At 60.5% G+C, this 12821-nt stretch carries 12 protein-coding genes; 8 read left to right on the top strand and 4 right to left on the bottom strand.

Annotated elements, in window-relative coordinates; all coding sequences use genetic code 11:
- The first annotated feature begins 98 nt into the window (after window positions 1–98).
- Window positions 99–608 (top strand): GNAT family N-acetyltransferase, encoded by a 510-nt coding sequence (locus tag ACFWHB_RS18695; RefSeq protein WP_395950223.1) that lies wholly within the window; start codon window positions 99–101, stop codon window positions 606–608.
- Between the two features lie 224 nt (window positions 609–832).
- Here ACFWHB_RS18695 and tppF read toward each other — a convergent pair whose 3' ends face one another.
- Window positions 833–1447: a type IVa pilus pseudopilin TppF gene (gene tppF / locus ACFWHB_RS18690; protein WP_395949026.1), complete on the bottom strand. Its 615-nt coding sequence runs from the start codon at window positions 1445–1447 to the stop codon at window positions 833–835.
- Window positions 1448–1487: 40 nt separating this feature from the next.
- On the opposite strand from tppF, the gene ACFWHB_RS18685 reads away from it, so the two are divergent.
- The 7 genes from ACFWHB_RS18685 to deoD all read left to right on the top strand — a co-directional run bounded on the left by ACFWHB_RS18685 (window position 1488) and on the right by deoD (window position 8652).
- The gene (locus ACFWHB_RS18685; protein WP_395949025.1) at window positions 1488–2279 is read left to right on the top strand and encodes a TatD family hydrolase; all 792 of its coding nucleotides are present in this window, start codon (window positions 1488–1490) and stop codon (window positions 2277–2279) included.
- Between the two features lie 209 nt (window positions 2280–2488).
- Entirely contained in the window at window positions 2489–3763 is a 1275-nt protein-coding gene (locus ACFWHB_RS18680) for a NupC/NupG family nucleoside CNT transporter (RefSeq protein ID WP_106885034.1), read from the top strand.
- Between the two features lie 123 nt (window positions 3764–3886).
- Complete coding sequence (locus ACFWHB_RS18675) at window positions 3887–4057, top strand: XapX domain-containing protein (RefSeq protein ID WP_005332215.1); 171 nt, start codon at window positions 3887–3889, stop codon at window positions 4055–4057.
- Window positions 4058–4447: 390 nt separating this feature from the next.
- Window positions 4448–5221 carry a deoxyribose-phosphate aldolase gene (gene deoC, locus ACFWHB_RS18670; RefSeq protein WP_106885033.1) on the top strand — a complete coding sequence of 258 codons (774 nt, stop codon included), beginning with the start codon at window positions 4448–4450 and terminating at the stop codon, window positions 5219–5221.
- Window positions 5222–5304: 83 nt separating this feature from the next.
- Window positions 5305–6636 (top strand): thymidine phosphorylase, encoded by a 1332-nt coding sequence (deoA, locus tag ACFWHB_RS18665; RefSeq protein WP_025325641.1) that lies wholly within the window; start codon window positions 5305–5307, stop codon window positions 6634–6636.
- A gap of 14 nt (window positions 6637–6650) precedes the next feature.
- Entirely contained in the window at window positions 6651–7859 is a 1209-nt protein-coding gene (locus tag ACFWHB_RS18660) for a phosphopentomutase (RefSeq protein WP_025325642.1), read from the top strand.
- 76 nt (window positions 7860–7935) lie between these two features.
- Complete coding sequence (gene deoD / locus ACFWHB_RS18655; protein ID WP_106885030.1) at window positions 7936–8652, top strand: purine-nucleoside phosphorylase; 717 nt, start codon at window positions 7936–7938, stop codon at window positions 8650–8652.
- Window positions 8653–8941: 289 nt separating this feature from the next.
- On the opposite strand, the gene ACFWHB_RS18650 is transcribed toward deoD, so the two are convergent.
- From ACFWHB_RS18650 to ACFWHB_RS18640, 3 genes are all read right to left on the bottom strand, one after another.
- A complete protein-coding gene (locus ACFWHB_RS18650; RefSeq protein ID WP_395949024.1) occupies window positions 8942–9883 on the bottom strand; it encodes a DUF2950 domain-containing protein in 942 nt (313 codons plus the stop codon).
- Window positions 9883–11547: a DUF3300 domain-containing protein gene (locus tag ACFWHB_RS18645; RefSeq protein WP_395949023.1), complete on the bottom strand. Its 1665-nt coding sequence runs from the start codon at window positions 11545–11547 to the stop codon at window positions 9883–9885. Before ACFWHB_RS18645 ends, ACFWHB_RS18650 begins: the two co-directional genes overlap by 1 nt.
- Window positions 11548–12055: 508 nt before the next feature.
- A complete protein-coding gene (locus ACFWHB_RS18640; protein WP_106887793.1) occupies window positions 12056–12694 on the bottom strand; it encodes an AhpA/YtjB family protein in 639 nt (212 codons plus the stop codon).
- Between the last annotated feature and the right edge of the window lie 127 nt (window positions 12695–12821).

The raw sequence follows: 12821 nt of genomic DNA, 5'->3' as shown, positions 1-12821 counted from the left end.
ATGGCATTAGCCAGATGGCTCTGATAAAACGACTCCCGTTGGAGTCGTTTTTTTATGGCCGTGGACCGGCATGACAACCAGGCAGGGAGAGCAGGGTGATGATTCGTTTGGCGGACGTGGAGGATGCGGCGGCGCTGGATCACTTCTTTGGACAACTGGATCGGGAGACCCGCTTCATGCTCCACGAGGCGGGGGAGCGCCCCTCAAATATCGAGGGGCAGCGCCAGCGTCTGGCCGCCATGCAGGGAACGGCCAACCAGCGAATGTGGCTGCTGGTGCTGGCCGGAGAGGTGCAGGGGTTTGCCGTGCTCATCGGAGGCGGCCTGGCGCGCAACCGCCACTGCGCCCTGGTGGTGATGGGATTGCGGTCGAGTGCGCGCGGCCAGGGCTGGGGCGAGCGGCTGCTGCGAACCCTGATCGCGAGCGCGCCGGATTGCGGCATCAGCAGACTGGAGCTGGGGGTGATGGCCCATAACGAGGTGGCTCATTCACTTTATCGCAAGTGCGGTTTCCGGGATGAGGGGCTGCGGCGGCAGGCGTATCGGCTGGACGAGGGCTATGTCGACGAGATCAGCATGGGGCTGCTGTTGCCGTTCATGGCCCCATGACGCCGCTGGGCCCGTGAGGCTGGTCCGGCGCGCGCGATTGAGGCAGGCTGTATCGGGAGAATAATAGAGACGAGGAGGGCCCGTGAAGGGGATATTGCTGCGTTGGCTGGCTCGCTACGATGCCTGGTGCCAGGAGTGGGGACTGGTGCCCGAGAACCGGCGCTGCTGCGCGCCGGTGCGACATGATGAGGACGAGAAAGCCTCAGACAGGGGCGAGGCTGGCCTCACTGAAAATTGCGCGTCACGGCCCCGTTAACGCTGTTGTACTCAAATCCCAACCCGTCCGGATAAGCGGGGAAGCGGCCGATGGAGTCGCGCAGGGTATAGCGGCAGTTGTCGTGGCGAAGCTTGCCATCAGCCTGCCCGTCTACCGGGATGAGCCGGGAAATGTAGTCACTCTTTGAATCGGTATCGAGCTCATCGGCCGCCGTCAGATCGGTATCGAGCAGGGCGCCGAACAGGCTCTCGCAGTCATCCCGGCTGCTGACGGAGATCTGATCGCTGTCGCCACCGGGGAAGACTGCATCAGGGAGTTGACCACCCTGATCCTCCTTGGTGCCCACCGGCCAGCCGTGGCTGTTGATGTCGAGATCCTGCTTGCCCATGCCGCTAAAGTTATAGAGTGCCAGCGGCTCCCCCTTCACCTTGACCGCCCAGCCCGCATGGGCGAGTTGCACGGCGCTGGCAAAACTGCCCGCGGTCGCCGAGACGCTGCTCTTGAGTGCATCATCCTGAATGTTGATGAAGCGGGGCAGGGCGGTGACAGCCAGTATGGCCAGCACCACGATGACCAGCACCAGTTCTAGCAGGGTAAAGCCGTGGGAAAGGTGTTTTGGCATGGAATCAACCCATTGAGTACGACGAACAGGTAAGCGCGACATGGAACTGATAGATACCCACTGCCACCTCGATTTTCCGGTCTTCGATACCGATCGGGAGGCATTGCTGGCCCAGTGGCGCCAGCTGGGGGTGGGCGAGTATATCATCCCCGCCGTGGGAGAGGAAAACTGGGGACGGGTGATGGCGCTGGCCGAGCGTCATCATGACATTCGTTATGGTCTGGGGGTGCATCCCTGGTATGTGGGGGCCCAGACGGAGGGGGCGCTGACAAGGCTGGAGGCCCTGCTGGCGGGCAAGCCCCGGGGGCTGGTGGCCATCGGCGAATGCGGGCTGGACTTGCGCACCCAGGTGCCCCAGGAGGGGCAGCTTGAGCTGTTCGAGGCGCAAGTGAGGTTGGCCATGGCCCATGATCTGCCCCTCATAGTCCACTCGGTGCGGGCCAACGACACTGTCGCCAAGATCCTGCGGCGCTTCAAACCGGCGAGGGGGGGCGTTATCCACGCCTTCAGCGGCTCCCTGCATCAGGCCGAGGCGTTCTGGCAGCTGGGTTTCAGGCTGGGAATAGGAGGGGTCATCAGCTATGAGCGGGCCAACAAGACCCGGGAGGCGATCCGTGCCATGCCGCTGGAGGCCTTGCTGCTGGAAACCGACGCCCCCGACATGCCGCTGCAGGGATGCCAGGGGGAGATCAACACCCCGGCCAGTCTGCCGACCATAGCCCGGCTGTTGGCGCAATTACGGCAGCAGCCGCTGGCGGATGTTATTTCGGTGTTACATGAATCCACTCTGCGGCTTTTCCCGCGGTCGACCACGAATTTAACAGATGATTAACGCCAGATGCCGGTGTGATAAAAAACAGGACCCATAAAAATCGTTTGCGGTCTAATTAAACGACGTTCAGCCCATTTCAGGCTTATAAAATGTGACCAGTATTCTATTTTGTCGCACCGTAATTAGTATAATGCGCACCCTTGATTAGCGGCTTTCATACACAAAACGTTAACAAGCTGGCAGGTGCTACTAAAGAGGAAGTGTTAATAATGAATCTGATAATGGGTCTGGTAGGGATGGCGACGCTCATCCTTATCGCGGTGCTGTTCTCCAGCAATCGCAAGGCAATCAAAATCCGCACCGTGGGTGGTGCCTTCGCAATTCAGGCCGGTCTGGGTGCCTTCGTGCTGTATGTCCCGGTTGGTCGGGATATTCTGGTGAGCGTGTCCGATGCCGTCTCCAGCGTCATCGGTTATGGTCAGAACGGTATCGAATTCCTGTTCGGTGGTCTGGTCAGCAACAAGATGTTCGAAGTGTTCGGTGGCGGTGGTTTCATCTTCGCCTTCCGTGTACTGCCCGTCATCATCTTCTTCTCTTCCCTGATCGCGGTTCTTTATTACCTCGGTATCATGCAGTGGGTAATCAAGCTGCTGGGTGGTGGTCTGCAGAAGGTGCTGGGTACCTCCCGTACCGAATCCCTGTCTGCCACTGCCAACATCTTCGTCGGCCAGACTGAAGCCCCGCTGGTGGTGCGTCCCTTCATCTCCAAGATGACCGACTCCGAGCTGTTCGCCGTCATGTGTGGTGGCCTGGCCTCCGTTGCCGGCTCCGTGCTGGCCGGTTACGCCTCCATGGGCGTCAAGATGGAATACCTGATCGCCGCCTCCTTCATGGCTGCCCCGGGTGGTCTGCTGTTCGCCAAGCTGCTGGTACCGGAAACCGAGACCCCGAGCTACGACGAGAACTCCGCCGATGGCGAGCTGGACGACAAGCCTGCCAACGTGATCGACGCCGCCGCTGCCGGTGCCTCCGCCGGTCTGCAACTGGCCCTGAACGTGGGTGCCATGCTGCTGGCCTTCATCGGCCTCATCGCCATGATCAACGGCATCTTCTCCGGCGTGGGTGGCTGGTTCGGCATGCCTGAGCTCTCCCTGGAGCTGCTGCTGGGCTGGCTGTTCTCCCCGCTGGCCTTCCTGATCGGTGTGCCCTGGAGCGAAGCCGTGGTGGCCGGTTCCTTCATCGGTCAGAAGCTGGTGGTGAACGAGTTCGTGGCTTACCTGAACTTCGCCCCCTACCTGAAGGATGAAGTGCTGATCAACGGCGTGGCCATGTCCGACCACACCAAGGCCATCATCTCCTTCGCCCTGTGCGGCTTCGCCAACCTGTCCTCCGTTGCCATCCTGCTGGGTGGTCTGGGTTCCATGGCACCGAACCGTCGCGGCACCATAGCGCGCTTCGGCCTGAAGGCCGTGCTGGCCGGCTCTCTGTCCAACCTGATGTCTGCCACCATCGCAGGCTTCTTCCTGGCACTGACAGCCATGTAATGCTTGTCTGACAGACAAGTTGAAACGAGCGCCACAGCGAAAAGCTGTGGCGTTCTCGTTTGGGGCGGTGACAACCGTTTTCCTTTCTAGACTAATAATAAAATGAGTCAAATCGGAGGTTTTATGAATGAAGTGCTACTGGCGATTGCTGCCGGCTTTATCGTTGGCGTGTTGTTTTCTTTCCTCAAGTTGCCGATCCCGGCACCTCCCGTACTGTCCGGGGTAATGGGGATTGTGGGGGTCTATCTGGGGGGGATTGCCTACTCCTGGATCCTGACCCGCTTCTTCTCTTAAGCACCTTCCAGTGCTGGATTTGCCGGGTGTGAGGTACCTCTGAAATTGGCAAATCCGGCTTGCAAACACGGGGTATCTCGGCTGAAATAGGCGATGCCAGCAGGGTGCTGGCATTGACTAATGCCCACATGAGGTGGGTGTTGGCGGTCAAATGGAATTGATTGGGAAGTCGGGTCTGCGGTTGTCGGCCTTTCTCAAGTCTTCATGGAACCAAGTCCGCACTTTTGTAAGAAAGTGACAGGGCTCTTGCCTTATTTGCAGCCGTATTGCCTGTGCATTTGCGCTGTAATTCCATATCCCTTTCGCCTGGGATCTTCGTTTGCCGATCCTGTGTGTTCGGTGGCGGCGGATCGCGGCTGAGGGGACTTATCGAGACTTTGGAGACATAGCATGACTGATCTGAAACTGGCCGCCCAACGCGCCCTGAACCTGATGGACCTGACCACCCTGAACGATGACGACACCGATCAGAAGGTCATCGACCTGTGCCGCAAGGCCAAGTCTCCGGCCGGCCTCACCGCCGCCGTCTGCATCTATCCCCGTTTCATCCCTATTGCTCGCAAGACCCTGCGTGAGATCGGCGCCGCCGACGTGCGCATCGCCACCGTTACCAACTTCCCTCACGGCAACGACGACATCGAGATCGCCGTGGCCGAGACCCGCGCCGCAGTCGCCTACGGTGCCGATGAAGTGGACGTGGTGTTCCCGTACCGCGCCTTCATGGCCGGCAATGAACAGGTCGGCTTCAGCCTGGTCAAAGCTTGTAAGGAAGCCTGTGGTGACAAGGCGCTGCTGAAAGTGATCATCGAGACCGGTGAGCTGAAAGAAGAGGCGCTGATCCGTCGTGCCTCCGAGATCTCCATCGATGCCGGTGCCGACTTCATCAAGACCTCCACCGGCAAGGTGCCGGTCAATGCGACCCCGGAAGCGGCCCGTATCATGATGGAAGTGATCAAGGCCAAGAACCCGAAGGTGGGCTTCAAGCCTGCTGGTGGCGTGAAAGACGCAGCCGTTGCCGGTCAGTACCTGGCCATGGCCGAAGAGATCCTGGGCAAGGACTGGGTCTCCCCGCGCACCTTCCGCTTCGGCGCCTCCAGCCTGCTGGCCAGCCTGCTGGCGACCCTGGGCCACGGCGACAAGCCGGCCAATACCAGCGGTTACTAAGCGGTGACAGGGGGCGGCCTGCCGCCCCCTCTTCGGATCCTGTTCGGTCTGTGTTCGTGCAAGGCGCACGGAGGGAATGAAAGATGTTTTTGCCTCAAGAAATTATTCGCAAGAAGCGCAACGGTGAAGCGCTCAGTACCCAAGAGATTCAATTCTTCGTCCAGGGCATTACCAACAACAGCATAGGCGAAGGGCAGATAGCGGCCCTGGCCATGGCGGTCTACTTCAAGGACATGACCATGGATGAGCGGGTCGCCCTGACCTGCGCCATGCGCGACTCCGGCATGGTGCTGACCTGGGATCACCTCAACCTGGGTGGCCCCATAGTCGACAAGCACTCCACCGGTGGCGTGGGTGATGTGGTCTCCCTGATGCTGGGCCCCATGGTCGCCGCCTGCGGCGGCTTCGTGCCCATGATATCCGGCCGTGGCCTGGGCCACACCGGCGGTACCCTGGACAAGCTGGACGCCATTCCCGGCTACCAGACCTCGGTCGACAACGATCGCTTCCTGAAGGTGGTGAAAGAGGCGGGCGTAGCCATCATAGGCCAGACCGGCGATCTGGCCCCGGCCGACAAGCGTATCTACGCGGTGCGTGACATCACGGCCACCGTCGAATCCATCGCCATGATCACCGGCTCCATCCTCTCCAAGAAGCTCGCCTCCGGGCTCGAAGCCCTGGTGATGGACGTCAAGGTGGGCTCAGGTGCCTTTATGCCGACCTTCGAGGCCTCGGAAGAGCTGGCCAAGAGCATAGTGGCCGTGGCCAACGGTGCCGGTTGCCGCACCTCTGCTCTGCTGACCGACATGAACCAGGTGCTGGCCTCCAGCGCCGGCAACGCGGTAGAAGTGCGCGAGGCGGTACGCTACCTGACCGGTGAATATCGCAACCCGCGCATCCACGAAGTGACCATGGCGCTCTGTGCCGAGATGCTGATCTCCGCCAAGCTTGCGAGCGACGAGCAAGACGCTCGTGCCAAGCTGCAGGCGGTGCTGGACAACGGCAAGGCTGCCGAGATCTTCGGTCGCATGGTGACCGGCCTCGGTGGTCCGGCGGACTTCATGGAGCGTTACGATGCTTATCTGCCCAAGGCCGGCATAGTGCGCCCCGTGTATGCGGCGCAGAGCGGTTTCGTGACCGCCATGGATACCCGCGAACTGGGCCTGGCCGTGGTCGCCATGGGTGGTGGTCGCCGCGCCGCCGGGGACAAACTCGATTATGCGGTCGGTCTGACCGACTTTATCCGCCTGGGGCAGAGCGTCGAGGCTGACAAGCCGCTCGCGCTGATCCACGCTCAGACAGAAGCTCAATTTGCCGAGGCCGCCCGCATGGTGCAGGCTGCCGTCAAGATCGGTGACACCCGACCAGAGGCACTGCCCGAGGTTTACCGTCGCATCGGTCTGGCCGATTTGTAACAAGGGGAAGACCCATGAAACGTACCTTTATTCTGATGATGGACTCCTTCGGTATTGGCGCTGCCGCCGATGCCGAGAAGTTCGGAGATGTGGGCGCCAATACCCTTGGCCATATCGCCAAGGCCTGCGCCGCCGGTGAGATTGAAGGCCGTGGTGCCCTCAACCTGCCCAACCTCAACAAGCTGGGCCTGGGCCATGCAGGGGAGCAGGCTTCCGGCTACTTCCCGGCAGGCTTGAAGAAAGATATTGAGGTAGTCGGTGCCTACGGCTTCGCCCAGGAGCTCTCCTCCGGCAAGGACACCCCGTCCGGCCACTGGGAGATCGCAGGCGTGCCTGTGCTGTTCGAGTGGGGCTACTTCCACGATCACCACAACAGCTTCCCCCAGGAGTTGCTGGACGCCATCGTCGAGAAGGCGGGCCTGCCGGGTTACCTCGGCAACTGCCACGCCTCCGGCACCCAGGTGCTTGATGACTTGGGTGAGGAGCATATGCGGACCGGCAAGCCGATCCTCTACACCTCTGCCGACTCAGTGTTCCAGATCGCCTGCCACGAAGAGACCTATGGCCTCGAGAAGCTGTATGAGCTGTGCCACATAGTGCGCGAGCTGCTGGAGCCCTACAACATCGGTCGGGTCATCGCCCGTCCGTTCGTGGGCAGCGGCAAGGGCAACTTCAAGCGCACCGGCAACCGTCACGACTACTCGGTGCTGCCGCCGGCGCCGACCGTGCTGGACTACATGAAGGATGCGGGTGGCCAGGTGGTCTCCATCGGCAAGATTGCCGACATCTATGCCCAGCAGGGCATCACCAAGCAGGTGAAGGGCACAGGCCTGACCGAGCTGTGGGACAGAACCCTGGAAGAGGTGAAGGCCGCCGGTGACAACACCATAGTCTTCACCAACTTCGTGGACTTCGACTCCTCCTACGGCCACCGCCGTGACGTCAAGGGCTACGCCGATGCGCTGGAGTATTTCGACTCCCGTCTGCCGGAGCTGTTCGAGATACTGCAAGATGGCGATGTGGTGGTGCTGACCGCCGACCACGGCTGCGATCCGACCTGGAGCGGCACCGACCACACCCGTGAATACATTCCTGTGCTCTTCTACGGCAAGCCGGTCAAGGCTGGCTCCGTCGGCCGTCGCGAGACCTTCGCCGACATCGGCCAGAGCATTGCGGCCTACCACGGTCTGCCCAAGCTGCAATACGGTACCAGTTTCCTGTAACTGACCCGCCCGCCACTTCGGCGGCGGGCAATTTTAAAAACAATAAAACTCAACCTAGTGTGAAGGAATCAAGAGAATGGCAACTCCTCATATCAATGCAAAAGATGGCGCCTTTGCTGACACAGTGCTGATGCCGGGCGACCCCCTGCGTGCCAAGTACATCGCCGAGACCTTCCTGGAGAACGTCGAGCAGGTGTGTGACGTGCGCAGCATGCTCGGCTTCACCGGTACCTACAAGGGCCGTCGCATCTCCGTCATGGGCCACGGCATGGGCATCCCGTCCTGCTCCATCTATGCCAAAGAGCTGATAACCGACTACGGCGTGAAGACCCTGATCCGTGTGGGCTCCTGCGGCGCCGTGCGTGAAGACGTCAAACTGCGTGACGTGGTGATCGGCATGGGTGCCTGCACCGACTCCAAGGTCAACCGTCTGCGCTTCAAGGATCACGACTTCGCCGCCATCGCCGACTTCGATCTGGTTGCCAACGCCGTGCAAGCCGCCAAGAACAAGGGCACTCCGGTGCGCGTGGGTAACATCTTCTCCGCCGACCTGTTCTATACCCCGGACCCCTCCATGTTCGACGTCATGGAAAAATACGGCATCCTGGGTGTCGAGATGGAAGCCGCCGGCATCTACGGCGTGGCCGCAGAGTACGGTGCCCGTGCACTGACCATCTGCACCGTCTCCGATCACATCCGTACCGGCGAGCAGACCACCTCCGAAGAGCGTCAGCTGACCTTCAACGACATGATCGAAATCGCGCTGGACTCCGTCCTGCTGGGCGACAAGTAATCCCCATTCACATCATGCAAAACGGCGATCCTCGGGTCGCCGTTTTTTTATGCTTCATTTGGGGAGTCAGCCCGGAGGGCCTGGTGTGCCGTCTATACACTCTGGTTGCGCACCGCGAGAGCAGCACCATGAAACCAATGCATATCCTGACTCAGCTGATCTTCATTCTGATGCCGAACATCGCGTGGGCCAGCGAGGGGGCGGCTGGCCCCGCATCACCACCTCTGATCTCAATCACGCCGCTCTGGGCCCCTGCTATTCGCCAAGATTCTATGGTAGAGAAAGAGCCCTAATCACCCTCTTGGCTAACCACCAGCGACCAGCTCTCATCGGGATCGAACAGCTGGATCGCCTCAACGGCCGTTGCCGTGTCTGCCCCCAGATCCTTTTGATAAACCCGCCCCTCGTGATTCACCATGAAGGTCATCACCCCACTGTTGGCATAATCGGCCGGCCAGGCAATCAGGGCGACACCGTCTCTTAACAGCCCGTCGACAAAGTACTCTTTACTCCCCCCATTGGCCGCGGCTCCCTGAGCATACAAGATACGGTAATAGTAGCCATGATAGGGAGTGCGTTGACCGACCACGGCCTTGTAGCCCTCTGCCGCGGCACTGACGACCTCCTCTCCGGCCGGGCTTGCTGGTTCACCCTCGCCCACAGGCCAATAGAGTCCATTTTGTTGTCCTGCATCACTGCGTAGTTTGGCCGCGAAGAGTCCCGCGGTTTGGCCATCATGCCCCATGGCGGCGTACTCTATCTGTGCGTCGATAAAGCCACGGCACACCGCAATCGCCCCCAACTCATTCCGACCGATGCGGCGATAGGCGATCTCTTTGGCACCTGCGGCGCCATCGAGATACCACTTGCCATCTGCGGCCACGAGGGGGATGGGCAGTGGCCAATCCGATTCTCCCACGACCAGGATCATTTTATCCTTACCTTCGGCCACCAGTTGGTGCTTGCTCTTGAAGCTCGCGACGAAGGCGGTGCGATCATTGGCGTCGGCCACCTCATCCCCCGAGGTGATGGCCTCCTCACTATTTTCTCCGAGCAACAGCGTCAGTGCGGTGACATCGTTCCGCTCCAGGGCCGTGATCAGGGCCTGCACCGCCTCATCCGGGGTGGCGAAGGTGCGTTGCGCCATGGCGCTTGCGTCGCAGGCAGCGGTCAGGGCCAGCAGGGCCAACCCCCATGAGGGGGCCCAACTCCATTTCAACAAACGCTTCATTATCGCGTACTCCGTCTGGGTTGAGTGTTGCGCCCGGCATGCGCGCTACTAGCCACACTTTCACGCCCACGATGGCTGGCGGCGCGCTCGGTTCTGCCCGAATTCTGCACCCCTTGGAAGGCACTCTTTGAGGCTGCTGGTGCTCTGCGTGTCGCCGTCTGTGTTGCGCTCTTGCTGTGGGTAGCGCGTGGCTGGATATGGCCGCGATCACGAGCCCCAGCTGTCTGTGGAGTGATTTGCTGCCGCTTGACCTTGTCTCCTGCGTAGTTGCCCTGGCGCGGCGTGCGTTGAGCCACATTCGCCTCCCTGCTCACCTGTCTAGCGTCGCGTGTTGCGTTGGCAGTTTCGCTTTTGGGCTGGCGGTTGGCTCCCGCATAGCTCCCCTTCGGTGCTGTTGCGCGAGCCTCCCTGTTCACCTCATTGACTGCGCGTGGTGCGCCGGCGTATTCGCTTTTAGGTTGGCGATTGGCCCCCGCATAAGTCCCCTTAGGTGTGGCATCTCGTCGGCCCCCTGCCTCGTTATTCAGCGAGCGTGGCTCCAGGGTAGCCAGCTCAGCACGCTGGGGGCGCGCCGCTGTGATGGGGCTGTCGGCTTGGCGCAGGTAGTTATTGGGGCCGCGCTCAAACTTGTTGAAGTAATCGTTCCCCTTGGCATTGATATAAATATTGTTGTTGGAGCCCCGCTGATAGTTGGCCGGACGGTTGTAGCCATTGGCGGGACGAAAACCATTGCCATAGTTGGGGTTATAACGATAGGGAGCGTAACCGCCGGGATAATCAGATCCCCACCGCGGGTAATAATAATCGCCCTCATCATCATCGTCGTTGAAGACCTCGTTGACCAACATGCCCGCACCAAAGGCGAGCAAGCCCGTCACGACCATATCACCGCGGTCGTATTCATCATCGTTGTCGTCCACCACTGTCGTGGTCGTTGCCGCAGGCACAGTCGTTGTCGTGGTTGCTGTGGTCACCGGTGCTGAGGTCGGCCCGGCAGCTGGCGCGCTATAGACGGCGGTTGGGTCGTATTGCGGGACGTAAACGACGTCAGGGTTGGCAGGCGCAATGGTGACGATCTGCTGATTGTTCTGCTCATCCTTGGCCACTTTCATTTGTTCCGAGTCTTTCAGGTTGCCCACCTCCATCGCCTGTTGACGCAGGCGCTGAACGGCTGCCAGCACGCCCGGTTCATCGGCCAGGAAGGCGCTGCCCAGCTCAGTCGTCCACTCCATCTTCAGGCACATCATGTCCATGACGGTCGGGAAGTGCATCAGCGACATGGTGGGCGGTGTAAAGCCCAGCGGCGCAATGGCGGCGGTCAGCTCTTTCCCTTTGAGATTGGGATGGGCGACCAGCCAGTTGCCGGCATCGAGCACCTCTTGCGGATTGGTGGCGCTGGCCAGCACCTGAGCCAATACCGCATCAGGGTAAAGGGCTACGGGCGCAAGCAGGGTCTCGAGAGCCTCTGGGGTATATTTCGATGCTTGTGTGTTAATCGGCTGAGGCTGCGCTTGCGGTGCGACCGCAGCGCTGGCTGTGCTGGCGGCCGCGCTGGGCTGGACGCTTTGCGCGACGGGGGGGGGGTCCTCTTTGCATGCAGCCAATACCGTGCTGAGGGCGATCACGGCCGCCAACGCGCTACGGCGAAATAGGGGTTGCTTCATGATCTTGCTTCCTTCTGCTGGAGTGGCTGATGCGCCTCTTGCCTGATGATTTCCACAAATGTTGTATCTCAATGCATTCAATGCGGGCGTTTCATACCGAAAACATAAACCACTAATCGAGATCACACCCAAAACCGGCTGGAAAGGCGTGAAAAATTCGTTTGCTTCTGTCTCAAGCTACCCCTGAACACCTTAACGTGACCAAAATCAGATGGACAAATCTGAGAAGTGAAGGGCTATGGGATACCGCCTTCGGTGGCGCTAGAGATTCAACCAATGTACTTGGGGATGGAGAGGATCTAGGCGCAGCACAATGGGACTGCGGATGCAGCGCAAATGGCTGGACAGGCGGGTCAAGGAACTGCGGCATGAAGTGATCGTGGATCGCCACTTGGTCAACGAGCGCTTCAGCGACGACGGCGGAACCAAGCTACTCGATACTCTGCTCGATCAGCTACTCGAACCGCTGGGGGTAATAACAAGAGCAAGGCGTTTCGCGAACGGCGCCTTATTCGATGCCGGGCGGCGGGGCGTTGTCGGCGGAGGCCTGGCTCTGCACAGCTCTCTTCTTGTGCTTGCGGACCCGCATGTAGTTGCGGCGCACCCCGTAGGAGATGAGCAGGCCAGCCAGCAGCATCACCAGCAGCATCAGCCGCTGTTTCTCCTGACTCACCTTGAGATGGGTATCCTGCGCGGCGAGCAGCCGTTGCTCCTCCAGGGTGATCCTCAGGTAGCCCAGGGTCAGGTTTCCCTCCTGGATCTCCTGCACGAACTGGGTGCGCCCCTTGCCCTGCTCCGGCAGTGACTTGTTGTCGGTGCCGATGGGCAACAGGTTCTCGAGGGGAACGGCCTGATCCGACTGGGCGAGGGGGATGCCGCGGGCGTCGTAGAGGGTGACGTCGAGGATGTCGGGCTCGGCGGCCAGATCCTGTGCCAGGCGCTCCAGCTCGCTCTCCTTGTCCTCCTTGATCCAGCGCCGCATGTCCCGGGCGGCGTAGGCGACCAGCGCCTGAGCCCTATCCCGCGCCGCGCTGTGCAATGCGGCCTGGCTTGCTCCCTGCATGTGGATCATCAGCACCAGCACCCAGAGACCGAGCAGGATCCCCGCTGCCAGGCTGATAACACGTTTGATGGGGAGATGACGCACAGCGCTGAGCCTCTTGGGGTGAATGGACAATGGTGGCGGGATCTTGGCGCTTGCCTGTACAAAAAGCAATACGCTACTCTGGGCCCGCATGATGAACCCCATGATCCCCAAGGAAGGCGTCTCTCTT

The sequence above is a fragment of the Aeromonas mytilicola subsp. aquatica genome (genome assembly GCF_044336385.1).
GTDB lineage: Bacteria > Pseudomonadota > Gammaproteobacteria > Enterobacterales > Aeromonadaceae > Aeromonas > Aeromonas rivipollensis.
The sequence above is the reverse complement of the archived record's forward strand: the minus strand, read 5'-3'. Positions and strand labels throughout refer to the sequence as shown.